Origin of the sequence: Vibrio sp. ZOR0018, from assembly GCF_963865925.1 — a bacterium.
Classification (GTDB): Bacteria; Pseudomonadota; Gammaproteobacteria; order Enterobacterales; family Vibrionaceae; genus Vibrio; species Vibrio anguillarum.
This window is the reverse complement of the sequence record NZ_CAWMCN010000123.1, coordinates 57,960-84,141: the sequence shown is the minus strand read 5'-3', so window position 1 is coordinate 84,141 and position 26,182 is coordinate 57,960. Positions and strand designations below refer to the sequence as shown.

The 26,182-nt window shown below is 45.2% G+C and carries 28 protein-coding genes; 11 read left to right on the top strand and 17 right to left on the bottom strand.

What is annotated here, in order from left to right:
• Window positions 1–58 precede the first annotated feature (58 nt).
• From AACR75_RS14775 to AACR75_RS14750, 6 genes are all read right to left on the bottom strand, one after another.
• Entirely contained in the window at window positions 59–913 is an 855-nt protein-coding gene (locus tag AACR75_RS14775) for an alpha/beta fold hydrolase (RefSeq protein WP_047690757.1), read from the bottom strand.
• Between the two features lie 2 nt (window positions 914–915).
• Window positions 916–1,479, bottom strand: a complete 564-nt coding sequence (locus tag AACR75_RS14770) for a Slp family lipoprotein (RefSeq protein WP_047690755.1) — start codon at window positions 1,477–1,479, stop codon at window positions 916–918.
• Between the two features lie 15 nt (window positions 1,480–1,494).
• The gene (locus AACR75_RS14765; RefSeq protein ID WP_047690753.1) at window positions 1,495–1,800 is read right to left on the bottom strand and encodes a hypothetical protein; all 306 of its coding nucleotides are present in this window, start codon (window positions 1,798–1,800) and stop codon (window positions 1,495–1,497) included.
• A gap of 53 nt (window positions 1,801–1,853) precedes the next feature.
• The gene (tsaB, locus tag AACR75_RS14760) at window positions 1,854–2,555 is read right to left on the bottom strand and encodes a tRNA (adenosine(37)-N6)-threonylcarbamoyltransferase complex dimerization subunit type 1 TsaB (RefSeq protein ID WP_047690751.1); all 702 of its coding nucleotides are present in this window, start codon (window positions 2,553–2,555) and stop codon (window positions 1,854–1,856) included.
• Between the two features lie 8 nt (window positions 2,556–2,563).
• Window positions 2,564–4,507, bottom strand: a complete 1,944-nt coding sequence (locus AACR75_RS14755) for an ATP-dependent DNA helicase (protein ID WP_047690749.1) — start codon at window positions 4,505–4,507, stop codon at window positions 2,564–2,566.
• A 94-nt stretch (window positions 4,508–4,601) separates the two neighbouring features.
• Window positions 4,602–4,802, bottom strand: coding sequence for a hypothetical protein (locus tag AACR75_RS14750; protein WP_013857222.1), 201 nt, complete (start codon window positions 4,800–4,802; stop codon window positions 4,602–4,604).
• A 187-nt stretch (window positions 4,803–4,989) separates the two neighbouring features.
• Here AACR75_RS14750 and purU point away from each other — a divergent pair, with 187 nt between their 5' ends.
• Window positions 4,990–5,823 carry a formyltetrahydrofolate deformylase gene (gene purU, locus AACR75_RS14745; protein WP_010317194.1) on the top strand — a complete coding sequence of 278 codons (834 nt, stop codon included), beginning with the start codon at window positions 4,990–4,992 and terminating at the stop codon, window positions 5,821–5,823.
• Window positions 5,824–5,948: 125 nt separating this feature from the next.
• Here purU and AACR75_RS14740 read toward each other — a convergent pair whose 3' ends face one another.
• Window positions 5,949–7,952, bottom strand: a complete 2,004-nt coding sequence (locus tag AACR75_RS14740; protein WP_047690747.1) for an NADPH-dependent 2,4-dienoyl-CoA reductase — start codon at window positions 7,950–7,952, stop codon at window positions 5,949–5,951.
• Window positions 7,953–8,164: 212 nt separating this feature from the next.
• On the opposite strand from AACR75_RS14740, the gene sppA reads away from it, so the two are divergent.
• Both sppA and ansA read left to right on the top strand, forming a co-directional pair.
• Complete coding sequence (gene sppA, locus AACR75_RS14735; protein WP_047690745.1) at window positions 8,165–10,015, top strand: signal peptide peptidase SppA; 1,851 nt, start codon at window positions 8,165–8,167, stop codon at window positions 10,013–10,015.
• 120 nt (window positions 10,016–10,135) lie between these two features.
• Window positions 10,136–11,149 (top strand): asparaginase, encoded by a 1,014-nt coding sequence (ansA, locus tag AACR75_RS14730; RefSeq protein WP_013857225.1) that lies wholly within the window; start codon window positions 10,136–10,138, stop codon window positions 11,147–11,149.
• Between the two features lie 92 nt (window positions 11,150–11,241).
• Here the strand turns inward: ansA and AACR75_RS14725 are convergent, their stop codons facing one another.
• Window positions 11,242–11,526: a YeaC family protein gene (locus tag AACR75_RS14725; protein WP_047690742.1), complete on the bottom strand. Its 285-nt coding sequence runs from the start codon at window positions 11,524–11,526 to the stop codon at window positions 11,242–11,244.
• A gap of 101 nt (window positions 11,527–11,627) precedes the next feature.
• On the opposite strand from AACR75_RS14725, the gene AACR75_RS14720 reads away from it, so the two are divergent.
• The gene (locus AACR75_RS14720) at window positions 11,628–12,452 is read left to right on the top strand and encodes a DUF2989 domain-containing protein (RefSeq protein ID WP_013857227.1); all 825 of its coding nucleotides are present in this window, start codon (window positions 11,628–11,630) and stop codon (window positions 12,450–12,452) included.
• 47 nt (window positions 12,453–12,499) lie between these two features.
• Here AACR75_RS14720 and msrB read toward each other — a convergent pair whose 3' ends face one another.
• Entirely contained in the window at window positions 12,500–12,904 is a 405-nt protein-coding gene (gene msrB, locus AACR75_RS14715; protein ID WP_013857228.1) for a peptide-methionine (R)-S-oxide reductase MsrB, read from the bottom strand.
• Between the two features lie 337 nt (window positions 12,905–13,241).
• Between msrB and gap the strand changes: the two genes are divergently transcribed.
• The 5 genes from gap (at window position 13,242) to AACR75_RS14690 (ending at window position 17,713) form a co-directional block, all read left to right on the top strand.
• A complete protein-coding gene (gap, locus tag AACR75_RS14710; protein ID WP_010317219.1) occupies window positions 13,242–14,237 on the top strand; it encodes a type I glyceraldehyde-3-phosphate dehydrogenase in 996 nt (331 codons plus the stop codon).
• Between the two features lie 155 nt (window positions 14,238–14,392).
• The gene (locus tag AACR75_RS14705) at window positions 14,393–15,277 is read left to right on the top strand and encodes a D-hexose-6-phosphate mutarotase (RefSeq protein ID WP_047690738.1); all 885 of its coding nucleotides are present in this window, start codon (window positions 14,393–14,395) and stop codon (window positions 15,275–15,277) included.
• Window positions 15,278–15,396: 119 nt separating this feature from the next.
• Window positions 15,397–16,218, top strand: coding sequence for a 23S rRNA (guanine(745)-N(1))-methyltransferase (gene rlmA / locus AACR75_RS14700; protein ID WP_017050211.1), 822 nt, complete (start codon window positions 15,397–15,399; stop codon window positions 16,216–16,218).
• A gap of 58 nt (window positions 16,219–16,276) precedes the next feature.
• Entirely contained in the window at window positions 16,277–17,212 is a 936-nt protein-coding gene (locus AACR75_RS14695; RefSeq protein ID WP_047690736.1) for a ChaN family lipoprotein, read from the top strand.
• A 150-nt stretch (window positions 17,213–17,362) separates the two neighbouring features.
• Window positions 17,363–17,713 carry a hypothetical protein gene (locus tag AACR75_RS14690; protein ID WP_013857233.1) on the top strand — a complete coding sequence of 117 codons (351 nt, stop codon included), beginning with the start codon at window positions 17,363–17,365 and terminating at the stop codon, window positions 17,711–17,713.
• A gap of 22 nt (window positions 17,714–17,735) precedes the next feature.
• On the opposite strand, the gene AACR75_RS14685 is transcribed toward AACR75_RS14690, so the two are convergent.
• Window positions 17,736–18,176: a YcgN family cysteine cluster protein gene (locus AACR75_RS14685; RefSeq protein ID WP_010317229.1), complete on the bottom strand. Its 441-nt coding sequence runs from the start codon at window positions 18,174–18,176 to the stop codon at window positions 17,736–17,738.
• 158 nt (window positions 18,177–18,334) lie between these two features.
• Between AACR75_RS14685 and AACR75_RS14680 the strand changes: the two genes are divergently transcribed.
• Complete coding sequence (locus AACR75_RS14680) at window positions 18,335–18,583, top strand: YkgJ family cysteine cluster protein (RefSeq protein WP_047690734.1); 249 nt, start codon at window positions 18,335–18,337, stop codon at window positions 18,581–18,583.
• Window positions 18,584–18,660: 77 nt separating this feature from the next.
• On the opposite strand, the gene recR is transcribed toward AACR75_RS14680, so the two are convergent.
• The 6 genes from recR to AACR75_RS14650 form a co-directional block, all read right to left on the bottom strand.
• On the bottom strand, window positions 18,661–19,260 hold the full coding sequence (gene recR / locus AACR75_RS14675) for a recombination mediator RecR (RefSeq protein WP_013857236.1): 600 nt from the start codon (window positions 19,258–19,260) through the stop codon (window positions 18,661–18,663).
• A 50-nt stretch (window positions 19,261–19,310) separates the two neighbouring features.
• Window positions 19,311–19,640, bottom strand: coding sequence for a YbaB/EbfC family nucleoid-associated protein (locus AACR75_RS14670; RefSeq protein ID WP_013857237.1), 330 nt, complete (start codon window positions 19,638–19,640; stop codon window positions 19,311–19,313).
• Window positions 19,641–19,722: 82 nt separating this feature from the next.
• Window positions 19,723–21,867 (bottom strand): DNA polymerase III subunit gamma/tau, encoded by a 2,145-nt coding sequence (gene dnaX, locus AACR75_RS14665; RefSeq protein ID WP_047690732.1) that lies wholly within the window; start codon window positions 21,865–21,867, stop codon window positions 19,723–19,725.
• Between the two features lie 21 nt (window positions 21,868–21,888).
• Window positions 21,889–22,434: an adenine phosphoribosyltransferase gene (gene apt / locus AACR75_RS14660; RefSeq protein WP_013857239.1), complete on the bottom strand. Its 546-nt coding sequence runs from the start codon at window positions 22,432–22,434 to the stop codon at window positions 21,889–21,891.
• Window positions 22,435–22,591: 157 nt separating this feature from the next.
• Entirely contained in the window at window positions 22,592–22,957 is a 366-nt protein-coding gene (locus tag AACR75_RS14655) for a YbaN family protein (protein WP_017044101.1), read from the bottom strand.
• A 332-nt stretch (window positions 22,958–23,289) separates the two neighbouring features.
• On the bottom strand, window positions 23,290–24,408 hold the full coding sequence (locus AACR75_RS14650; RefSeq protein ID WP_017044561.1) for a response regulator: 1,119 nt from the start codon (window positions 24,406–24,408) through the stop codon (window positions 23,290–23,292).
• Between the two features lie 256 nt (window positions 24,409–24,664).
• Here AACR75_RS14650 and AACR75_RS14645 point away from each other — a divergent pair, with 256 nt between their 5' ends.
• Window positions 24,665–25,540 (top strand): LysR family transcriptional regulator, encoded by an 876-nt coding sequence (locus AACR75_RS14645; protein WP_026027659.1) that lies wholly within the window; start codon window positions 24,665–24,667, stop codon window positions 25,538–25,540.
• A gap of 61 nt (window positions 25,541–25,601) precedes the next feature.
• On the opposite strand, the gene AACR75_RS14640 is transcribed toward AACR75_RS14645, so the two are convergent.
• A complete protein-coding gene (locus tag AACR75_RS14640) occupies window positions 25,602–26,150 on the bottom strand; it encodes an NAD(P)H nitroreductase (RefSeq protein ID WP_047690730.1) in 549 nt (182 codons plus the stop codon).
• Window positions 26,151–26,182: the final 32 nt, after the last annotated feature.

Sequence of the window (26,182 nt, the reverse complement as noted above, 5' to 3'; positions counted from 1 at the left end):
TATGTGCGCTATTACAGCACAGCCAAAGCGCTTGAGCACGAAACACTCAAACACTTGTTTAAATTTTGTTAACTAAGCCAAAAATTAGTTCGGCGACTTGCGAAGGTTGCTCAAGATGGCAATGATGACCACCAGAAATAGTGAACATCTCTTGCCGATCATCGGCGAAATAGCCTCGAGCGGCTCGTAACTCAGAAAAACCGTGTGTACCGAGAATCACACGTTGTGGGCATTGGATGTGCGCCATTATGTGCTGAGCATGCTCATACGACATGCGATACAAGGAATCGCTGTTTAACTTCTGATCATGACGCCAATACCACTCGTCATTGCGCCGCTCAATCCCTCGAATAACGATGGGTTGGATCAAGGCTGCTTCTAACTGGTTGACTTCGGCTCGGCGAGCAATAGCGTATTCTAAATTCGGTAACCTACGACGAGGCTTACGCCGGATCCGCTGGCGGCTGAGTACGCCATTGCGCAGCCTGGCCACACTCTCTAGTGGCGATTCAGCCAATGGAGCCATTCCTTCGATTTGAACTAATCCTGCGACTTGCTCAGGAAAGGCGGCACTATAGCAACTTGCGATTAAAGCACCAAGGGAATGCCCTACGATCACTAACCTGTTTGGCGATAAGTTGAGCAAAAATGAGTAAATATCATCAATATAGTCATGAAATGGGTAAAAATGACCGTCGGCTTTATGGCTTGAAAGGCCATGTCCCGGTAAATCGATTGCGCAAAGGTGTAACTGTGGATTAAGGTGACTTAACGCTTTGATAACGGTAAGAAAACTGGATGAATTATCTAACCAACCATGCAAAAAAACGACCGATAAGTCGGCCGTTTGTGCGTTTCCCACCTCTTGAGTCGCAATCATTCCTTGCGCAAGAGAGTACTGTTTTTGTTGCATCGCTATTTCACTTCTTGTACCACGCGCCCTTCACGAGCACCAATGTACATTTGACGACAATATAAGCTGTGGCAAGGGTACATATAAGTACCGAGATCATTCACGACCACTCTTTCTTCAACTCGCCACAAATGTAGTCCTTTTACGGCCATGGTTGGGAAAGTGTATTCAAACTCACCCACTTTGGCTTTTTCTGGAGCAAGGCTGGTTCCCACTAGCGTCACCAAACGATCTTTCGCATAAGCCACTGGGTCAACAAACCCGTCAACATAGCCAACAAAACGCCCTTGCGGTTCGCGGTCGATATCAGGTCGGCCTGATGAGCTAATCGGCAAATTGACTATTTCAATCCGTGTTTTATCCGCCAAATTAGTCACACTGGCGATGACGCCGCCCAGCCGGACTTCATCTTGTTCATTGGTTGGCGTATTGACCCAAGTGGCGTAATCGGTGATCACGGCATCACTACGGGCACGAAGATCATCCGGTAAGCTTGAGCATGCACCAAGCAGCAATGTGGACGATAACAATAGTAGCGTTTTAGAAGTGGAAAAAGATCGCATCATAATGACCTTGTTAGGTTAGATGTAGATATCGACTCCAAGCAGTTGAGCAAGTTCCTCTTTTTTTGCTTGGTTCATCACGTCCATGTACTCTTCCATCGCCTTTCTTGATCGACCTTCAGGAAGATCGTATTCCAGATTAGCCCGATGAATCTCTGATGGATCGACATGACGAATTGAATGAGAAACAGCATTCGCCACCTTAGTAGGTTGGCCTACTCCGGTTTTGGCATCGCTTTTCTTTACCCCATTGTTCTTATTTGCGCGATTAGCCCTATTGCTACCGGACACTATCGCAGGAGGTAAACCGTTAATTGAAACCATACTGTTCCTATTCAATTAGAGCAAGACGAATGCAACGCCTTGCCTTTCACTGATTATTCTCGGCCCGGTAACTTCTTCCAAGCCACGTTATCACGCAGGTAAACAGGGCTCGACTCTTCCACTGTTAGCGTGTTTCCTTTGGCAAACTCATACTGAGCAAGAAACACCATATCCTGTGCATCTGGGTACAATACTTCACCCATTTGACATGAGATAGGCAACGTATCTAACTCTTCTTTATAAGCCGCCCAACCGGTTCCAGCGCAGCCCCAAGTGATGCTGTCAGCTTTGATTTGCTCAGTAAGAGTATTAGGAGCAATGACGCACTCTGCATCTATCTCTTGCCAAGAGCCATCTTCTTGACGTGTATAACGACCCCAGTAAATCTCACTCATTCTGGCGTCAATTGCACACGCCACCTGCTGGTAACCCTGTAAACGATAGCTGCCTTGCGCCATCGCGGCTAGGGTTGAAATACCTATCATAGGTAAATCAGCGCCGAACGCTAAACCTTGTGCAATTCCAATGCCAATCCGTACTCCGGTAAAACTGCCCGGACCACGGCCAAAGGCTAGCGCGTCTAGTTCCTGTAAGGTGATGCCTGCTTCTTTGAGGACGGAATCCACCATGGGTAGAATTTTCTTGGTGTGATCGCGAGGGGCAACTTCACTGCGAACGTACAGTTTGCCGTTCATCATTAAAGCAACAGAACAGTTCTCTGTTGCTGTGTCTAAGGCAAGGATCTTTGCGCTCATTACTGTCTCTAATTGTTGTTAATAGTTACGGGTGTCGTGACTGAAATTTGACTTAAGAAATCTTTTACTTTGTCCAAATCCCGCGTACGTGGAATGGGCGGTAAACTGGCAAGAAATAGCCCACCGTAGTCACGGGTGACTAAACGGTTATCACAAATGATCAGTACACCTTTGTCATGTTTATCGCGGATCAAACGCCCGACCCCTTGTTTCAAGGTGATGACGGCATCGGGTAGTTGTACTTGCGCAAATGGATCGCCACCGCGCATTCGGCAATCTTCAATTCGCGCTTTCAACAGCGGATCATCCGGCGCGGTAAATGGAAGTTTGTCGATAATAACACAGCTTAATGCGTCACCTCTAACATCTATCCCTTCCCAAAACGCCCCTGTCGCGACCAATAAGGCATTACCTAATTCCATAAATTCAGCCAACGTTTTTTGTTTGCTCGTCTCCCCTTGCATCAGCACTGGCACGCTTAACACTTCTCGAAAACGTTCACCTAACTCGCGCATCATGCTGTGGGAAGTACATAAAAAGAAGCAGCGGCCTTGGTTTTGCTCAATCACTGGCGACAAAATACGCACCAATTTATCGGCAAGGCCTGGGCTATTGGGTTCAGGTAAATAGCGTGGCACACACAGCCGTGCCTGCTGCTGATAGTCAAACGGGCTTGGTAATGAAAACTGAGCTTGGGGCTTTAGCCCTAAACGCTGAGTGAAATGGCTAAAATCGTCGTTTACGGCCAAAGTTGCGGAGGTGAAAATCCATGCGCCCTGCTTTTGTTGCACCTGTTCGTGAAATTTATCGGCCACCGAAAGTGGGGTGATGTGTAAACTAAAATGACGCGGCGTGGTGTCATACCAATAGGAATAACCGGTAATAGAGACATCACACACTCGATCAATTCGTCCTTTGATTAAGTTGGCGCGCTCAAATGCGGTATCCAATAACTGGCTGCGACCTAACGCGAGTTTTAACACATCGATAGCAAAATCTAAGCTGTCTCGCAAACGCGCTAATTCTCGCGAAATCGATGGTGAAGCTAACGCCTCACGCCAGTTGCCTCGAAAACTGGGTTCACCCAACACAATGCGTAAATCCATCGCTGACTGCACCAGTTTATCGCCGACTTTCTGCAATTGGCGCATATCTTTTGCTTCAGTGCGATAGCCGATTTCAATATCTTTCGCCAGCTCTTGAACTTGGCGACTGGAAACTGATTGACCAAAATATTGGCTGGCGATATCCGGTAACTGATGCGCTTCGTCGAAGATAAAGACCTCGGCTTCGGGGATCAACTCACCAAACCCGGTTTCTTTGATCGCCAGATCGGCTAGAAAAAGGTGATGGTTGACCACGACAACGTCGGCATCCATCGCCTTTTTGCGCGCTTTAGAGACAAAACAGTCGACGTAACTTGGGCACTCTTTGCCAAGGCAATTGTCGTTGGTTGAGGTGATGGTTGGAATGACTGCACTGTCTTCAGGCAACTCTTCACATTCGCCTAAATCACCACTTTTGGTTTCCGATGACCAACGACGCACTTTCACTAATTGAGTCAGCAGCTGTGGATCAGATTGGTTGGTGTGGCTTTCCACCATTTGGCGGCTTAGCCTATCAAGGCACAGATAGTTTGCTCGGCCTTTTAATAGCGCAACATTGCCATAGAAACCGAGCGCATCAATCATCAAGGGTAAATCACGATGAAAAAGCTGCTCTTGTAGGTTTTTAGAACCCGTACTGATAATGACTTTTTTACCACTGAGCAGCGCAGGCACCAGATACGCAAAGGTTTTGCCTGTACCAGTCCCTGCTTCAACCACTAATTGCGATTGTTGGGCAATCGCTTTAGCGACCGCTTCAGCCATGTCAATTTGCGCTTGTCGAGCTTGAAAACCGGCAATGGCCTTGCCTAATGCGCCTTGTGAAGAGAAGGTTTTTGCAATCATCAAAAAGTGGAGGTAAGTGTTCGTTGCGGGGCATTATGTCAGGTTTGATGAGCTGGCGCGAATCCAAGTGCAACCCGCGCCAGTTAGGTGTGTTCTATTTGCGATTGAGGTAACGAGATAACCAAGCTGGTCCTTCGTACCCATTCTCCGTTTGGGTCATTGCTTTTGCCGCCTCGGCGGGTGACGCTCGGTTCTCCCACATGTCTTCCAAAATGATTTCGTCAATTTGATGGTCTCCCATCAATGCACTCACTCTTTCCATATACAGCTTTCGTGCGAGGAGTTCTCTATCCATAAATACCGCCTTAAGACACTCTGTGAGGAAGAAAATTAGTAAAAGCCTAACGGTGAACCCGTTTATATATTGAAACCAACTTGATAATAGATTAATTATAGCCCTTATATTGCGGGGCGCCTCACCGTTCACACGCTCACGAATTAGTTTTTAGAACGAAAAAAATCATGCACGGAAGTAATTAATAATGGAAAGAAAAACACTGCTCACTCATTGTAGTGATGCGCCCGGACTTATCTCTAAAATCACGAACATTTGTTATAAACATCAACTCAATATTATTCATAATAATGAGTATGTTGATAACATCAGTGGTCACTTTTTTATGCGTACTGAATTGGAAGGCTACTTTAACGACACCACCCTTTTAGCCGACCTTGACCAAGCCTTGCCTGCACACGCAAAACGTAAACTGATTGATTCTTCGCGCAAACGCATCGTTATTTTGGTGACTAAAGAAGCACATTGCTTGGGCGATATTTTGATTAAGAATTATGATGGCAGCTTGGATGTCGATATTGCTGCAGTGATTGGCAATTACGATACGCTGCAAAATCTGACCGAAAAGTTTGATATCCCGTATCACCATGTTTCTCATGAAGGGCTAAACCGCGAGGAACATGAGCAGAAATTGTTAGAAGTGCTGGACCAATATCACGCCGACTATTTGGTCCTCGCCAAATACATGCGGGTACTCACTCCTGGTTTTGTCGATAAGTACCATCACAAAATTATTAATATTCACCACAGCTTTTTACCGGCATTCATTGGTGCAAAACCTTACCAGCAAGCATACGAGCGCGGTGTAAAAATCATTGGTGCGACGGCGCACTTTGTCACTAATGATTTAGATGAAGGCCCGATTATTAAGCAAGATGTAATCCCGGTTGATCACACATTCAGCGCGCAAAACATGGCGCAAGCTGGACGGGATGTTGAGAAAAATGTGCTGAGTAAAGCCTTGAACAAAGTCATCAACGATCACGTTTTTGTTTATGGCAACAAAACGGTCATTTTATAGCAAAGCGAAGAGTGTTCTTCACGAACATAGCAAAGACAAAAGGCGCGATTTGCGCCTTTTGTTGTTTTACGATTGCTGGCTGATCACTCCAAGTGATAGCACCACCGGCTAGCTTGGACCATAGATTATAACTTAATCGCCAGCTCTACCCCCTGACGAATCGCACGCACAGCATCAAGCTCACCAGCATAATCGGCACCACCAATCACATGCATCTTCTCACCCAATGATGCCCATTTATCTTCAAAAGGACGTACCGATTCTTGCCCGGCACAAATCACAATTTTGTCGGCGTCTAACAACAAAGGATTACCGTCAAGCGTGATATGTAAACCGTCAGCGGCAATTTTTTCATAACCGACACCACCCAGTAGATTCACTCCACGCTTTTCTAAGGTGCGTTTATGGATCCAACCTGTGGTCTTACCAGGGCCTTTACCTACACGCCCTTTTCTACGCTGCAATAGCCACACCGTTTTCTCACTCATACAATCGGGAAATGGGTACAAACCTCCGGGATAAGCAATCTCTTTATCGATGCCCCAATCATGCAGCCAATCATCAAGCGTATGCTCTGTCGGCTCAGTCAACATAGTGGCGACGTCAACACCAATTCCACCAGCACCAACAATCGCGACTTTTTCACCAACGGGTGTTTTTTCACGGATCAGCGTTTGGTAATCCACCACCTTTTCTAGGTTATCAATACCATCAATTTTTACTTTTCTCGGCTCGACACCCGACGCCATCACCACTTCATCGTACGGTTCGAGCATCTCAAAATTGACGTCAGTATCTAAATGCAGATGCACACCGGTTTGATCAATACGATTTGCAAAGTAGCGAATGGTTTCTCGAAACTCTTCTTTGCCGGGAATTTGCATCGCCAAACGGAACTGGCCACCAATGCGATCATTTTTTTCAAATAGATCAACATGATGCCCACGCTCAGCCAATGTAGTAGCACAAGCAAGCCCCGCCGGACCTGCGCCAATCACCGCCATTTTTTTCGGCTGAGCCGCAGGGCGAATAACCATTTCCGTTTCATAGCAGGCCCGCGGGTTGACGAGGCAACTGGCCCGTTTGCCTTTAAATACGTTATCTAAACAGGCTTGGTTACAGCCGATACACGTATTGATCAGCGCGGCTTTTCCTTGCTCGGCTTTGGAAACAAATTCTGGATCGGCAAGAAACGGACGCGCCATAGACACCATATCCGCTTGACCCATTGCTAATATTTTTTCTGCTTCTTCTGGAGTGTTGATGCGATTACAGGTCACGACGGGCACAGAGAGATGTGGGCGGATTTTTTCCGTTACCCAAGTAAAAGCAGCACGGGGTACTTGAGTCGCTATCGTTGGAACGCGCGCTTCATGCCAACCGATGCCCGTATTGATAATGGTCACGCCAGCTTGTTCAAGTGCCTTCGCGAGCATTAAAACCTCTTCGAAAGTGCTGCCCTCTTCGACTAAATCCAGCATTGAAAGACGGAAAATGATGATGAACTCTTTACCAACCACTGCGCGAATCGCTTTCACTATCTCAATGGGTAAACGGATACGATTTTCGTAACTACCGCCCCAATCGTCGTAACGCATGTTGGTACGTTTACAGATAAATTGGTTGATCAAATACCCTTCCGAGCCCATCACTTCCACACCATCGTATCCTGCAAGGTGAGCTAATTCAGCACTACTGGCAAAGGCATCAATGGTTTTTTTTATCTGACGAGCACTCATTTCACTCGGTGCAAAACGCGCAATAGGTGCTTTAATCGCCGAAGCACTTTGGGCAAAAGGGTGCATTGCGTATCGGCCTGCGTGCAGCAATTGCAAGGCGATTTTTCCACCTTGGCGATGCACTGCCTCAGTCACAACTTGGTGTGCACGCGCATGTTTTGCCTTGCTAAATTCAGCACTGAAAGGGTGAAGTCGACCGCGCAAATTAGGCGAAAACCCGCCCGTCACAATCAGCCCAACCCCACCTTTTGCACGCTCTTCATAAAAAGCGGCCAGCTTATGGAGCCCTTCCTTGTGCTCTTCTAATCCCGTGTGCATTGATCCCATCAATACACGGTTGCGTAACTGAGTAAATCCTAAATCCAAAGGCTCTAACAGATGTGGGTACATGGCGACTTCACTTTTATAATTATGCGTTATGGTCTGACCAGAATATTATTGCCCACAAAAAAAATCAAACAAGTGTTTACATTTTTGTAACACCGATCAATCTTGCGGTTGTTTGGGTATACTAGATCACGTAGGATGTAAGCCATTAATATCTCAAGGTTAATCCCTTGATTCATTTAAACACGCTTGCGAATAGCCGCAGTGGAGAAACAATGAAATCACTATTTCGATTTATCGGTTTGATATTTAAAGGTTTTTGGAAAATCATTACCTTTATTCGTTTAACCTTAACCAACCTGTTCTTTTTGCTCAGTATTGCACTGATTTATTTCTTGTATGTGCATGCCGATTCTCCCCTGCCTACCATAGAAAAAGAGTCCGCATTAGTAATGAACTTATCGGGACCGATTGTTGAACAGAGTTCTTACATCAATCCGATGGATTCAATGACTGGTTCATTTTTTGGCAAAGACTTACCCAAAGAAAATGTATTATTTGATGTAGTAGAGACCATTCGCCATGCGAAAGACGATGCGAAAATCACAGGCATTGTGCTCGCTCTCGGAGAAATGCCTGAAACCAACCTCACTAAGCTACGTTACATTGCTAAAGCGTTGAACGAATTTAAAGCCACGGGCAAACCCATCTACGCGGTGGGAGATTTCTATAATCAAAGCCAATATTACTTGGCAAGCTACGCCGATAAAGTCTATTTGGCACCGGATGGCGCAGTGATGCTGAAAGGCTACAGTGCCTATTCAATGTACTACAAAACTTTGCTGGAAAAGCTGGACGTTAATACGCACGTTTTCCGTGTCGGGACTTATAAATCAGCCATTGAGCCATTTATTCGTGACGATATGTCCGACGCGGCGAAAGAGTCCGCCTCTCGCTGGTTAACGCAGTTGTGGGGAGCGTACGTTGATGACGTAGCGACCAACCGTAAGATTGATGGGAAAACGTTAAACCCATCAATGGATGAATTTCTGACCCAATTAAAAGCGACCGAGGGTGATCTCGCTGCTTTATCATTAAAATTAGGGTTAGTAGATGAATTGGCCACTCGCCAACAAATGCGCCTATCGCTCGCCGAAACATTTGGCAGCAATGGAGAAGATAGCTACAACGCCGTAGGTTACTACGAATATCAAGCCACCATTAGGCCACAGTTTAACGCTGATATGGACGATGTAGCCGTGATCGTAGCTAGTGGTACCATCATGGATGGAGATCACCCACGAGGCACAGTCGGTGGTGATACCACCGCCGCATTACTTCGCCAAGCGCGTAACGATGATAAAGTCAAAGCCGTCGTATTGCGTGTGGACAGCCCAGGAGGCAGCGCCTTTGCCTCCGAAGTTATTCGTAATGAAATTCAAGCATTAAAAGACGCAGGCAAACCGGTTGTCGTCTCAATGTCGAGCCTTGCAGCGTCTGGCGGTTATTGGATTTCAATGAGTGCGGATAAAATTGTCGCGCAGCCAACCACGTTAACCGGTTCGATTGGTATTTTTAGTGTCATCACCACATTCGAAAAAGGACTCAATAAATTGGGGGTTTATACCGATGGCGTAGGAACCTCACCTTTTTCTGGTGTCGGTGTCACCACAGGGCTAACAAAAGGCGTGGCCGACGCACTACAACTGGGCATTAACCATGGTTACCAGCGTTTCATCAGTTTGGTGGGAGAGAACCGTGGCCTTTCATTGGCGCAAGTCGATCAGGTCGCGCAAGGCCGCGTATGGACAGGACAAGATGCGATGGATCATGGTTTAGTCGATCAAATGGGTGACTTTGATGATGCCATTAAGCTCGCAGCACAACTGGCAAAATTAGAGACCTACAATATTTATTGGGTAGAAGAACCCCTTTCACCCGCTGAGCAATTCTTGCAAGACATCATGAATCAAGTGCAAGTTCGCTTCGGTTTTGATGTATCAACACTAGTGCCAGCGTCGCTGCAACCTGTAGCAAAACAATGGGTGCAAGATGCCAGCCTACTCAACCATTTTAATGATCCGAAAGGGCAATATGCGTTCTGCCTAAACTGCCAAGTTCAGTAGCAATATCAATCTGTAATGACTAAAAACCATTGGGGCGCTTTGTGTTGAGCGCCCCTTTTTATATTAAGTGAATACGCTATAATCCCCCGCTCTGTTCCCCTACACGAGTGATTTCTAGCTATGGCAAGAAAACATATCTACATCGCCTACACTGGCGGTACTATCGGCATGCTAAAATCCGACCATGGTTATGTCCCTATTGCGGGCTTCATGGAAAAACAACTCGCAGGTATGCCTGAGTTTCAGCGCCCTGAAATGCCTGAGTTCACCATTCATGAATATGACCCTCTGATTGACTCCTCGGACATGACACCTGAAGATTGGCAACAAATCGCCAACGATATTCGAGATAATTATGATAAATACGATGGCTTTGTGATTTTACATGGTACGGATACCATGGCTTACACAGCATCGGCACTCTCTTTCATGCTGGAAAACTTGGGTAAACCCGTCATTGTGACAGGCTCACAAATTCCGTTGGCCGAATTGCGCTCTGACGGACAAGCGAATTTACTTAATGCATTGCACATCGCCGCTAATTACCCCATCAATGAAGTGACGTTATTCTTCAATAATCAGTTGATGCGGGGTAACCGCAGTGTCAAATCACACGCCGATGGTTTTAATGCGTTTACCTCGCCGAACCTTCCTCCGCTGTTAGAAGCTGGGATCAATATTCAAATCAGCAGTAACGTTAAAGTTGGCGAACAGCCGCAAGGAGCCTTCCGAGTCCATAACATTACACCACAACCGATCGGTGTGATTACCATGTACCCTGGCATCTCTCACGAAGTGATCCGCAATACCTTATTACAGCCAGTCAACGCGATGATTTTGCTGACTTTTGGTGTGGGCAATGCACCTCAAAATGCGCAACTATTAGCGCATTTAAAAGAAGCCTCTGAACGTGGCGTGATCGTCATGAACTTAACTCAGTGCTTAGCAGGTAAAGTCAACATGGGCGGTTACGCAACTGGCTGTGCACTTGCAGAAGCAGGCGTGATCAGCGGCTACGACATGACACCCGAAGCCGCTTTAGCCAAGCTTCACTATTTACTGAGCCAGAATCTTTCTTATGAAGAAGTGAAGCAGAAAATGCAGGAAGTATTACGTGGTGAAATGAGCTTATAGCTTTAAACACCCACAATATATTTTCCCATCATTAACAAAATCCCCAACTCAATGAATTGGGGATTTTTGTATTCTGTACAAGTCAAATAGACTCATTCGCGGTTTGGATTGACTCGAACAATATCGTCTTGTCCGTTTTGAAAGCGCTTTTTAAGCTCATTTTTTGACTTAAAACTGATTTCTCCACCAGCGGCAACTGTCATATGGTCCGCTTCTACATTATGCTTAGATTGATACAACATCACAGCTTGCATGCATGAATCTCGCTGTGTTTGTGAAAGTGGTGTACCTTCAGGCCACTTACCCGTTTCAACAGCGTGCATTAATCGCTTGTAAGCTTCGGGGGTGATGGCGTTAATGAGTTGATCGGCATCCATGGTCTATCCTTAATTAACGAATTCGTCACAAACATAACTTGCCATGATATTGAGTCAAGACAAGCCCAATAAATAAGTGTATTTGATCACAAGCTAATATTATGAATTTGATAAAAGTGCCCATGATTCTCAGCCTATCACTTCTTATAAGTGGCTGCTTTGAGAATAACAGAGATACCGACAAGCTATGTGCAGATAATCCTAATTTGCGCTGTGAAAGGCTCAATATAAATGATGGGCAATGTAGAGTTCCACGCACGGACCTCATCTGGCATCGATTTGAAGTACTTAAAAATCCAAGCGATAGCAACAAGATTAAAGAATACGGATTAGTTCAAGCTTATCGAAAATGTCTCGAGCTCGCTTCACAAATTCAAGCGATTGATCAAACGGAACTGAAACAACGTCGATTTTCAGCACTCGTCAATACAGGGAAAGATTTAGAGCAGATTGAAAAAGAGCTTCAGTCATCCAGCTCCGCGGAAACCTTATACTTTCTCTGGAGTCAGATTGGTGATAAAAGTGCACAAAGAAAATTCTTACAACGTGAAGGTAAACCCGAGCTAGATACAGCAGAAATGCAATACGCTCTCGCTACTTTTTATGTTCAACGGGATCGAGAAAAAGCAATCTATTTGCTCCATCGAACCTTAGAACTCAGCCCAAAAGGCAGTATCAACCTTGATGCTATCAAATCTCTTGCCAGTACCAACCAAATTCTCAAACAGAAAGAAAAAGCTTACATTTGGGCGATGGTAGGAAAAACATTCAATGTGCCGGTTGCTTCAGAGACAGAACTCAAATTGCTGTACGGGTTTGATCAAGAAAAATTTGATGCACTCGACGATATCGCCGAAAAAATCGTTGACGCGATCAAAAATGGACAGTTTAAACCAGAGCTCATTCCTCTCGACTTTGCCAACTAACAAAATGTAATCATAAAACAAAGAGCGGTGATAAGTTCACCGCTTTTTCACTTTTTGTTGAAAATTAACGACACTGAATTGACACAAAATCGCTCACCTGTTGTTTGAGGTCCATCGGGAAAAACATGCCCTAGATGGCTATCACACACCGCACAACGGATCTCAGTTCGAATCATTCCATGCGTTAAATCTTCAAGATAGCGGATTGCAGTATCATTGATCGGTGCATCAAAACTTGGCCAACCACACCCCGAATCATACTTATTGTTGGAGACAAATAACGGGCTGCTGCAACAGGTACACGCGTACACACCTGTGTCACGATTATGTAATAACTTGCCACTAAACGGGGCTTCTGTACCGCGTTGACGGCAAACATAAAACTCATCATCCGTTAGTCTTTCACGCCAGTATTCATCAGGCTTAACATTATTCTCAATCTTCGATTTCACTTACAAAACTTCCCTTCTTCTCAATATTGAACTGGTACTTTTTATGCCAAAAACTTGCATACTCCACTCTTTGTAGCACATACTTTCTCACCATGAAATGGTAGGTATGTAATTTCTAACTGCCTTAGAAGGCTAAAGTATTTTACGCCAACTGAAAGTAAACAGAAGCGGTATAAAGTTTAAAATTTAATCACTTACGATTAATTGTGAAAAAAAGCGACGCTTTTTTTTGACTTTAAACAAGTTAAGTCCGATTATCTGTTGCAGACATTTACTGGATTCTGTAATTTTACTACCAGTTATCTTTAATCAGAAATTAAGTTGTGGAGCAACTATAATGACTATCAAAGTAGGTATTAACGGTTTTGGCCGTATCGGTCGTTTCGTATTCCGTGCAGCGCAAGAGCGCAACGACATCGAAGTTGTAGGTATTAACGACCTTATCGACGTAGATTATATGGCATACATGTTAAAGTATGACTCAACTCATGGCCGTTTCAACGGTACTGTTGAAGTTGAAGCTGGCAACCTAGTTGTAAACGGCAAAACTGTACGTGTAACAGCTGAGCGTAACCCAGAAGATCTAAAATGGGATGCAATCGGTGTTGACGTGGTTGCTGAAGCAACAGGTCTATTCCTAGACGATGCAACAGCTCGTAAGCACATCACTGCTGGCGCGAAAAAAGTTGTTCTAACTGGTCCTTCAAAAGACGCGACTCCAATGTTCGTAATGGGTGTTAACCACGCTTCTTACGCTGGTCAAGACATCGTTTCTAACGCTTCTTGTACTACAAACTGTCTAGCACCTATCGCTAAAGTTCTTAACGACAAGTGGGGCATCGAGTCTGGTCTTATGACTACTGTTCACGCAACTACAGCGACTCAAAAAACTGTAGATGGTCCTTCTGCGAAAGACTGGCGTGGTGGTCGTGGTGCTTCTCAAAACATCATCCCATCTTCAACTGGCGCAGCTAAAGCGGTTGGCGTTGTAATCCCAGAACTAAACGGCAAACTGACTGGTATGGCTTTCCGCGTACCTACAGCGAACGTTTCTGTAGTTGACCTAACTGTTAACCTACAAAACCCAGCATCTTACGCAGAAATCTGTGCTGAAATGAAGCGCGCTTCTGAAAACGAATTCGCTGGCGTTCTAGGCTACACTGAAGATGCAGTTGTTTCTCAAGACTTCATCGGTGAAATCAACACATCTGTATTCGATGCTAAAGCTGGTATCGCACTGACTGACAAATTCGTTAAAGTTGTATCTTGGTACGACAACGAAATCGGTTACTCAAACAAAGTTCTAGACCTAATCGCTCACGTTTCTAAATAATCGTAGTGTTTAGCGAAGAAATTCGTTGAGAACAAAAAGGCGACCATTGTGTCGCCTTTTTAGTATCTGTCCCTTTCCTTTGTGGGACTGCGTTAGACAATCCGAGCCGTTCCTCACTTATTTATCCGGTAGGAATGGTATGAGGTATCGAATTTATGGATCTGCAATCTCTCCCTACCCTGACTTATCTTTCTGACAACGTCACCATCGTTGAGAAAGAGGGCGTTAAAATTGTTCGCGTTATTCATGACAAAGCGACCGCCGGAATTACACTGCATGGCGGCCATGTCATCTCATTCACTCCTAAAGGACAAAATGAGCTCATTTGGATGAGTGACACGGCCATTTTTGACGGTAAAGCCGCTCTAAGAGGCGGGATCCCTGTTTGTTGGCCATGGTTTGGCCGTATTGCTGCACCAGCCCATGGTTTCGCACGCACCAGTGAATGGGCATTGATTGAACATAGAGAAAACGAGCAGGGCGTCATTATCGTGCTAGGGCTCGACCATTCGCCCCAAACACTGGCTATTTGGCCATTTCAATTCCAAACCCGTCTTTATGTTGAAATCGGTGACAAGTTAAAAGTCACTTTAGAAACGACCAATACGGATGAGAAAGCATGGACGTTTTCTGCAGCACTGCACAGCTACCTAAAGGTTGGTAATATTACCCAGACCACTACTACAGGTATGGGCGTTGAATATATAGACAGCTTACAAGATGCAAAAATGTGTCAAGGTGGTTCAACACTCATCCTCACCGATACGATTGATCGCGTCTATACCGCGCCTGAAGCACAAATTCAGGTCCAAGATCCTGTTTTGAATCGCACGTTAGTGGTTGAAAACACTGGACACAACTCTGCCGTCTTGTGGAACCCATGGGCTCAAGGCGCTCAATCAATGGCAGATATGCCTGACGATGGTTATCAAACGATGCTGTGTGTTGAATCTACACTGCATGCCCCTTGCTTGTCCGCAGGAAAAACCTTGCAACCAGGTGAAAGCCATCAGCTCGTCACGACGGTTTTTTCCAACTAAGCTTTTTTGGCGAATTTTCCGTCATCATACTCATGCTGAGGGCAGTGAAATCACGCTGTCCTTTTTATTTCTAGCCGCAGACGCTAAACTGGCACCTTTGTTTTTCAAGCGAGATCTTCATGGCGTATCTGTGCCCCCTTTGCCAGCAACCTCTGTTGCAACAGCAGCAAATATTGAAATGTGAAAATAATCATCAATTTGATATAGCCAAAGAGGGCTACGTCAATTTGATGCCTGCACATCATAAACGCTCAAAAGATCCGGGTGATAATAAAGAGATGATGCAAGCTCGTCGCCGTTTTCTTGAAGGTGGACATTACGATCTGATGCGTCAGACGGTCGCTCAGTTGTGCAGTAAGTATCTGCAAGATTCTTCTTATCAGTTTTTAGACATCGGCTGCGGCGAAGGTTACTACACCCAATTTGTCGCTCAAACGCTTGCACAACACTCGATACAATCGGTCACCTATGGGTTAGATATCTCTAAAATCGCCGTCCGTTATGCAGCAAAGCGCTACCCTATGGTCAACTTTGTCGTTGCCTCCAGCCACCGCTTGCCCTTTGACGATGCTTCCCTAGCCGGTATATTACGAATTTATGCACCCTGTAAAGCGCAAGAGCTTTACCGCTGCATTCAAAACCAAGGAGTGGTGATTACCGTTACACCCGCGGCAAGGCACCTCTATCAGTTAAAAGAAGGGATCTATCCTAATGTTCAACTGCATGATGAAACCGCAGAAGAGATAGCTGGGTTTACATTAGTAGAGCAACAAAAACTGCACTACACCATGGCATTAAGCGGTAACGATGCTTTTGATTTATTACAGATGACGCCGTTTGCATGGCGGGCCAGTGATGAGCTAAGAGCGCAATTAAAGCAAGCTGAGCAATTTAATTGTGAGGCCGATTTTATGATCAGCGTTTACCGCAAAGTTAGTTGATAATAATTCTCATTATATTGCAAATCCATAGTGTCTCCATTATTATGCCAAATTCAAAATGGAGACCCTCATGCGCTTAGTTACTTCTCTGGCTCTACTATTACCACTTTTTGGCTGTGCTTCGCACCAGCCGAAGCCCATTGCTCACTTTTATGACTACCAATTATCTACCCCTAGCGGCAAACCATTGAATCTCAATTCGCTGCCGAATGAGATAAAAAATGCCGATATCATTTTAGTCGGTGAGTGGCATACACACCCAGCCATTCATCGCTTCCAAACCGAGCTATTGGCACAACTCAGCCGCGAAAACACCCATGTAGCCTTGTCTATGGAACAATTTTCACGCGATGAACAAGAGATACTGAACCGCTATCTAGCAGGAGAAATCGGCGAACAATACCTTATTTCTCAGACCAGAGCGTGGCCAAACTACCAAAGTGACTACCGCCCACTGGTTGAATTTGCAAAATCACAGCAGTTGGATGTCATTGCCGCTAATGCGCCTAAACCTTTCGTACGTTGTATCGGCAAAGTGGGAATCAAATACCTTGATAAATTAACGCCAGTAGAGCGGGCTCAGGTTGCACACCAAATTGACACCTCAGCCTCTCCCTACAAAGCGAAGTTCATGGAATCAATGCACCACGGTTCAAAAGAGCAAACTGAAAAACAGTACGCAGCTCAGCTCACTTGGGATGAAACGATGGCAGAAAGCATGGTGGATTATTTACAAAACCACCCGACAGCTCAGGTGATGCACATCGCAGGCAAGTTCCACACCGAGCAGGGTTTAGGCACGGCGCATTCTATCCTTCGTCGAAATCCTGATTTAAAGATTGCCATCATCACGCCCGTAGAGGATACCCAGACGTCGTATCCTGATTTCCAACTCACTGTACTGCCAATTCCCACCGCCTATGTTCAAGCAGAGCATCGCATGCAAGCCTATCAACAGATAAAGAATCGCAATACAGATCTCACTTGCGACTAATTAGCGGTGAATAACGGGCCTGCTTATTCTTTTCATATAAAGTAGGCGCGCTTTTTGCTTGTACATACCTCATACAAATTGCGAATTTTTTGCACAAGTTTTTCATAAATCTGTCGATACATTAACTGATGGCATTTATAGGAGAGAAGTATGACACCGGTAGGGACAAGCTCAGCGCAACTGCATTCACTCCAGCAAGTTAAAGCTCAAGCAAATTCTACAGCGGCATCCGCCCCCTCTGCCCCGCTCAAAGTGGAGCAGAATACCGTCACTTTGTCTGATGAAGGCAAAGCCTTGCTCGCAGCGCTGCAACAACTCGACAAAGAGAGTAAGTTAGAAAACAAAGAGAAAACCGTGACTGGCAAAGTGGAATCATTTGCTCATGGTGCTTTAGGATTAGATCATCCAGATAAAAAACCAGAAGAAGATGATAGCTCCTATTCCGCAGGGAAATATTTTTCCGCCGCGGCAACAGTAGGAGGTTTGTTACTGCTTCTCTAATCTTTTAGATTTCTATTGGATATTAATTGCGGTTTGGATGATTGATGATGTGGTCCTCCCAGTCGATAACATCAATCTCATAAACGACTTTGTTGCGAACACTTTCTTGCGCGGCGTGCATCGCCTCTTTGGAGCCGGTAATCAAAGGGTGCCATTGCGGCAATGTCTTGCCTTCTGACAGTACACGATAGGCGCACGTATCCGGCAACCAGTTAAATTCATCAATTTTATCACGCGTCAGTTTTAAGCACTCCTCACCAGAATTGAAACGGTTTGGATAATCCTTGCATGAGCAGGTATCGCTGTTTAACCAACTGCAAGCGACATTGGTGTAATAGACCTCATCACTATCTTCATCCATTAACTTGTGTAAGCAGCACTTACCGCATCCATCACAAAGCGACTCCCACTCCGATTCCGTCATTTGTTCTAATTTCTTATTTTGCCAGAATGGTGTGCTCATGAGTCTCTATCTTACTTAACGAATGGGGTGCGTGTTATACCTCCACACCAAGCAAAGTTCAAGGATAAAAACGGCTGGTTAATTTAGGAAGCTATTGCTGTACACTTCGGTCACATCTGCTAGGATCGCCATCCTTTTCTTTTTACTGGTACTCAATTATGGAATGCAGACTTGGTTGTGGTGCGTGTTGTATCGCTCCTAGTATTTCTTCCTCCATCCCGGGTATGGAGCAAGGAAAGCCAGCAGGTGTACGTTGCATTCAACTTAATGACGCTAATTTGTGCAAGTTATTTGGTAAGCCTGAACGTCCAAAAGTATGCCACGAATTTAAGCCTTGCCCGGTGGTCTGTGGCAACACGAATCAAGAAGCTTTGAGCAACATTACCGAACTCGAAAAAATCACTTGATGGCACTGCTTTGTTTGCCTTAATTGATGGCGTAACTCAAAATTGCCCCAGCAGCTAGGGCAATGATTCGAAAGGTACTACAGCTTTTGTCTGCCAAGCAAAGAGTGTGATAGCGTCGTGCCATCAACAAGCTCAAGCTCACCGCCAACAGGCACACCATGAGCAATACGGCTCGCAGAGACTTGATGGGCGCGACATAATTCCGCAATGTAGTGCGCGGTCGCTTCCCCTTCAACGGTTGGGTTAGTGGCAAGAATGACTTCGGCAATGCCACCACGTTGCAAACGGTAATCCAGAGTATCTAAACCAATATCACTCGGGCCGATACCATCTAAAGGTGATAAGTGTCCCATCAGAACAAAATAACGTCCAGAATATTGGCCTGTAGCTTCAATGGCCGCAATATCAGCAGGGCTTTCGACTACACAGAGTTGGCCATTATCCTGCCGCTTAGGGTTGCTACAAATATGACAAGTTTCTTCTTCAGTGAAAGTTCGACATTCACTGCAATGTCCAATTTCTGTCATGGCTTGGCTTAAAGCATCGGCGAGCTGTAAGCCGCCTTTTCTATCGCGCTGTAACAAATGAAAGGCCATACGCTGTGCTGACTTGGGACCCACCCCAGGCAGACAACGTAAGGCCTCCATCAAATGCTCCAGCATATGACTGGTACGCATTAGTAACCTATTTTGTTTGTTAAAAAGGTTGTTTGTTAAAAAGTCGTTCGTTAAAACGGCATCTTCATACCTGGTGGTAATTGCATACCGCCAGTGACAGAAGCCATTTTTTCTTTTTGAGTCTCTTCCACGCGGCGCGCAGCATCATTGAAAGCGGCGGCAATCAGATCTTCTAGCATCTCTTTGTCGTCTTCCATTAAGCTTTCATCAATCTCTACACGGCGTACGCTGTGGCTACCAGTAATGGTCACTTTTACCAGACCAGCACCAGACTCACCAACCACTTCCATATTCGCAATTTCTTCTTGTAGCTTTTGCATGCGCTCTTGCATTTGTTGGGCTTGCTTCATTAGGTTGCCCATACCGCCTTTACCAAACATGTTTATCTCTCTGGTTGAATTGAGTGTTTCACATAAGGTGGGGTCATAACATATAGATTCAACCCCACACTCGCTTAATTGATTAAATCGGCCGCACACTGTCGCGATCAAGTTCCGCATCAAAACGTCGCTTGAAGAACATTACGTGAGGGTCGGCCTCCAAGCTGTTCAATGCTTGCTCTAATTTGAGTTGGTAAAGACGCTCTCTAAGCTCCAATGGAGTCTCACCTTGCTCACCAATTGTCACGCTAAGGTCGCACTCTTCAGCTAATCTCTCATTGAGCGCTTCTAACAACTCGCTTTGTGCTTTATCGGTATTAAGATGGGCCTGACTTGGCCGCAGCACTAGCTCAATTGATGAGCCCGATTTGTGGTAGACAGAATTAAGTGCTAATTGTTCCACTAACTTGGCAATATCGAGCTGGTGGATCAGAGCTGCCCACTCATCTTGTTCTATCGATTCTGCAAGTAACTTTTCTGCCATCTCTGGCGTTTTAATATGTTCTAGCGCTTGCTTAATTTGTGTTGGTGTCAGCTCTGTTTTTTGTTGTTCAACCACCACAGGTTGCAGCGTTGGACGCCACTGATAAGGCTCGTTGTCCAAGGTTGGGGCGGCTTCAGGAGCGGATGTTGACAAAGGCGACACTCGAGCTGATTTTCCATGCGAGGCAACACGCTCAAGCACAGATTCAGATTTAGTCGATGCCGCATTAGGCTTTTTTGTCTCGTTGCTCTTTGTTTCATTCACTCCTTTTGCTGACTGAGCAACCCCTTGGCGCTGTGAACGCAACTGGTGTCGCAGCCCTGCAATCGGTGAGGGACGTGGAGCTGAAGAAGGTGCCTGTGGTTGAGGTACTGGTGCAGGCTCATACGATTCTGGGGCATATTCCATTGCACTGGACATGTCATCATTCATATCCGCATAGCGGTTATCGTAATCTTGAACGATGCCATAATCAGGCTGAGTATCCTCATGCCTTTGTGGCTCATTAACCTGACTGTCCGATACGGGAGCCGCCGACGTTTGCTTAGGTTCAGTTAGAGGCGTTGCCGCTGATGCGGGTTGTAGTGAAGGAGTGCCGTGGCTTGGCACTGCGACATCTGAACTCACTTCAGTACTGAACGTATTCACCAACGATACAGAAGCAGGACGAAACGCCATCATACGTAGCACAATCATTTCCAGCCCCGTTCGAGCGGTTGGCGAGAGTGCTAAATCTTCACGCCCTTTTAAAGCAATTTGATAATAGAGCTGCACATCTTGTGGGCTCAGTGCTTTGCTAAGCAGTTGCACTTTCTCTGAGTCAGGTTGGGTTTTGTCCAGTGTTGCTGGCAACGCTTGATACATCGCAATACGGTGTAACTGCGCCGCGAGTTGTTGTAGTAATCCATCCCAATCCACACCATTTTGTGCTAAATGTGCAACGCTATCCATCGCCGTTTGAGGCTGTTTACTGCTAATGGCTTGCAGTAAATGGAGTGCTTGATCTGTGTCTAGCGTGCCAAGCATTGGGGCGACTACATCGGCCATCACCTGGTTATTACCTAGTGCTATCGCTTGATCAGTTAAGCTAAGTGCATCACGCATACTGCCATCGGCAGCATGAGCGATCATTCTTAATGCTCTCGCTTCACAAGGGATCTGCTCTGCCGCTAAAACATGCTCAAGCTGATCGTGGATATTTTCAACACTGATCGGCTTAAGATGAAACTGTAAGCAGCGCGATAAAATCGTAACCGGCAGCTTTTGCGGATCTGTCGTAGCGAGCAAGAATTTCACATACTCAGGCGGCTCTTCCAATGTTTTAAGCAAAGCGTTAAAACTGTGGCGCGACAGCATGTGTACTTCATCGATTAAGTACACCTTGAAGCGACCGCGAGCAGGCTTGTACTGCACGTTATCAAGTAATTCGCGCGTATCTTCGACTTTGGTTCGTGATGCCGCATCTATTTCTAAAAGATCAACAAAACGGCCTTGGTCAATCTCTCGGCAAGTATCACATTGGCCACAAGGTGTGGCCGTAATACCGGTTTCACAGTTTAACCCCTTGGCAAACAAGCGACCAATCGTCGTCTTGCCGACACCACGTGTACCGCTGAATAAATACGCATGGTGCAATCTATTTTGGGCCAACGCATTTTCTAGTGCAGTTAAGACATGTGCTTGTCCCACCACCTCATTAAATTTTGTTGGTCGCCATTTTCGCGCTAAGGCAAGATAACTCATGAGTACGTCCAGTTGATTAGCTTAGTGACCTTCAAATTCACAAATACTATAAACGTTCAGGCCCAAACCTTGTAAACGTTTGTCTCCGCCAATTTCAGGCAGGTTGATGACAAAAGCCGCGTGCTCAACTTCACCACCAAGCTGGCGGATCAATTTAGTCGTCGCTTCAATCGTACCACCCGTTGCCAGTAGATCATCCACCACCAGCACTTTATCACCTTGTTTGATCGCATCAACGTGAATTTCTAATGTGTCAGTACCGTATTCCAATTCGTAAGATTGGGCTAACGTTTCGCGTGGTAACTTACCCGGCTTACGTACAGGTACAAACCCCAAACCAAGCTCTAAAGCCAATGGCGCACCAAATAGGAAACCACGCGCTTCTGTACCCACAACTTTGGTAAAGCCCATGTCTTTATATTTTTCGACTAATAAAGCAATGGTTGCTTGATAGGCTTTTGCATCCTCTAGCAGGCTAGTTACATCACGAAACAAAATGCCAGGTTTTGGGTAGTTAGGGATGCTTTGAATGCTCGATTTGATCAAAGAGATAGTTTCGGTTGTCATAACTTACATTTACTTAGATTGGCTCTTCATTTCTCACGATACATTTACATATCAGAATGATAGAGCGTGAGCTCTCAGCAACATAGATAAGCCACAATATCTTAGCCGCTGAAAAAACAAACGCCCATTCGAAGAATGGGCACACTTCCCCATAATGCTAGTGATTTTCTTGTTGGTTAGCAACCTGCTCATGAGTGGGAAGTCGAATAAACCAAGTGATCAGGACCACAAGCATAGTAAACAACATAATTTTGAGCCAAAAGTGTGGGACAACCCAGATGGAAAAAATAAAGCTTAGAATAATCCACAAACATCCCCGTTGTTTCACTTGCCGCGAAACAGCGCCATGTTGCTGCCAATTATCCAGTATTGGGCCTAGCGTCTGATGTTGATGCAACCAAGCATGAAAACGAGGGCTACTTCGTAAGAAGCAAGCGCTAGCAAGAAGTATGAAAGGGGTTGTGGGGAGTAGCGGTAAGAATATGCCTATCACGCCTAACAGAAGGCAGAGCCCACCAGCCACCGTAAGAAGAAAATGACGAATATTGATGGTGAACTCCCAACGTACTATCCAACTCAGAAAGTTGAATAACCATTAAACACACGGATCCAAGTCAGTATTGCTGGCAATGTAGGGATCGAAAGTACGGCAATAAAGCCTAAAAAATAAAAAATGTTGTAAGGTTCTTTAAAATTCTGCTCTTCCATCATAACTTCTCTAGTGTTGGATGACTCCGTTCGTTTTTGGCACCATAAACAAAGTTAATGTAACGTAAACGAATTGGGTGATTGTTGTTCTAGACGCGAACTATACCTCAAACAAATCACCGCAAACACCGACTAAAGATAAGGTTATTAACTGCTGCCACCTTGGTAAATATTGAGTTTGAAACTACTCGAACCTAAGCGATTAGTTGATAGCTGACAAGTTGAGTTGATCGGTAAATCTTTAGTGATAAAGTTTTTTAAACAGTTCTGCCCAAGGCTAACACCCGCGGCAATATGTTGAGTTAAGTAGCCATTTGACCATTGACTGTCGAGCCCAGCTGGCAGGATAGAGAGTGTACCTTCGCTTAAATCCGCAATACCGAATACTGCGTTGATTGGATTAGCACACTCTGAGCATTCAATACCTTTTTCCAGTATGTCAGCAAGGTCTTTCAAATCGGCACTGAAGCTTTTTAAGTTGCGAAGATAATCGTGAAACAGAGCACGAACGAGCAATGTTGAAGCCACACTATTTTCATAATGGGCATCTGAATCGACCAAGTAAAAGGCAAACTGCCCGTTCATCAACCACGCATAGTCAAATACCAGCGGCATTACATCCGCCGATTGTAAAAGACGGTAACTACACTTCCAACTGCCTTGTGAAGTATCCTTTTCTGGTAATAACGCGTGCAGCAAATCTTTCGCGGTACTGGGGTTTTCTCGTAAATACTCCAGATGCCAATGCAACTCTTGTTCTTCTGGAATATCACCACCATCATCGACCCGGAACCATTGAGTCGAAAAATCACGCTGATCAGATAAACGACTAAACGTATCTTCGAGCGTACTTTCTATTGCACTGCTTAAATACTGGTGGTTACCAATCGGTTTAGGAAGAAAATCCTTAACACCAAATCGCAGCACTTTTGCAACATCAGCCATTTCATCAGTTGCAGAGACCACAATCAGTGGCAGCGACGGATACTCAAGGCTCACCTCTTCGACAAACTCAATGCCGTTCAGTACTGGCATTGCTAAGTCACACACAACAAGGTCAGGCTCCGCATCTTTTAACTTGCGTAACCCCTCTAAGCCATTTTCAGCTTCAAGCACTTTATAGCCTTGAGCCGACAAATAACCACTGGTTATTCTCCTAAAAATTGGGTCATCATCAACGAGCATGATCAGTTTTTGCTCGACATGCTGATTATCTGAAGGTTTTTTCGCCAAGAACTCACTAGCCTGAATGTGAGATTTATACATAATCCTGCCTCACAATGCTTTTAAAAAGCAGTCATTTTATTGTTATAGGATAAATTGATAGGTTACTTTATAAAGTAGTCGCAAAATAAGATTTATACAAATGTTCCACTTTGTAACTCGGTTGCATACTATATATATGGGCTATGTATGGATTGTACGGAATGTTACTTTCGTCAAACAAGTTGATATGACTCAAGATTTGACAAATGATATACGTATAAATTACTCAAATTCGAAAAATAATGTGTCAGGAACAATGAAATTAGATGACCTAAACCTCTTTCGACTGGTTGTCGAAAATGGAAGCTATACCGCAACTTCTCGTAAAACAATGATCCCCGTTGCGACCATTACCCGACGCATTCAAGCATTGGAAGATTCTCTGAATCTTAGGTTGTTGAATCGCCATGCTCGAAAACTTTCGTTGACTGAAGCGGGTGAACGTTTTTTTCAAGAGTGTTCACCGTTGCTGCATCGCTTAGCTGCAACAGCAGAAGAGCTCACCGATGAATGCCGTGGCGCTTCAGGCAAACTAAGAATATCGTCACCATCTAATGTCACGAAACGCATGATGATGCCTATCTTCAATGCCTTCATGATGCAGTACCCAGATATCAACATAGAACTGACCACCAGCAATCAGGCCGATCAACTCGACCCAACCGAATGGGATGTCATTTTTAGAGTTGGCCCTCAACGAGACTCCAGTTTGATTGCGCGAAAAATTAATGAAGTGAAAGATGTGTTAGTCGCAAGCCCAGGGTATTTAGCGAAACACCCTGCACCAACTCATGCCGAAGAGCTCAGTAATCATTCATTATTGAAGGGATATCCTCTAGTAAAATGGCAGTTGACCAACAATAAAGGGGAATGCGTGGTCAATTGTGATACTGGTCGTTTTCAGGCCAACGCTTTAAACGTAGTGCGCAGCGCTTGCTCTGAGGGGCTGGGTATCACCTTAATGCCAGACGTGATGATTAAAGAATTTATCGAAGAAGGCAGCTTAGTCAGAGTACTGGAAGACTGGGTTTCCAACCCTCGTGATATTTATATGCTGTACAACCACAAGGATCATCTACCTGAAAAAGTCAGGCTATTTATTGATTTTGTGATTGCCTATCACATCCACTAGATTTTAGGCCCAGCATTGCTGGGCCATGAGTTATCGCAGCGGCAGATAGTCAATAAACTCGCTATAGAAACTCAATAAATTTACTCAAATCACGTTCAGGCACTTTCATTGGCGTGCACCCTGCGGTTCCTAAGTATAAGAAACCAACGATTTGATCGTCGCCCTTAGCACCTAATGCTTGCCGAACGTGAGAGTGGAACATCCAGCTTCCCGAACGCCAGAAACCTTGAAAACCTTGGGCTACCGCAGCCATTTGCATCGCTTGTACTGCGCATCCCGCAGAGAGATGCTGTTCAATCGCTGGTACCTTTTCATGCTCCGTTACTTTCGCGATCACTGTGATTACCATCGGTGCTCGAAACGGTGCATTTTTCGCTTTTTCTATCTCAGCATCACTGCCGCTATCCGCTCGCACAGCAGACGCCAAAATACCCGACAACTTTTGCAAACCCGCTCCCTGAGCAATCACGAAACGCCAAGGGGTTAAACCGCCATGATCGGGCGCTCGCAAGCCTGCTCTAATAATATTTTCCAAGACCAGACCTTCAGGTGCAGGCGATGTGAGATTGGCGATTGAACGACGGTTAAGCAGCAACTCTAGTGCATCCATTTCGATTCCTTATTGATGATTTTCCATAATCT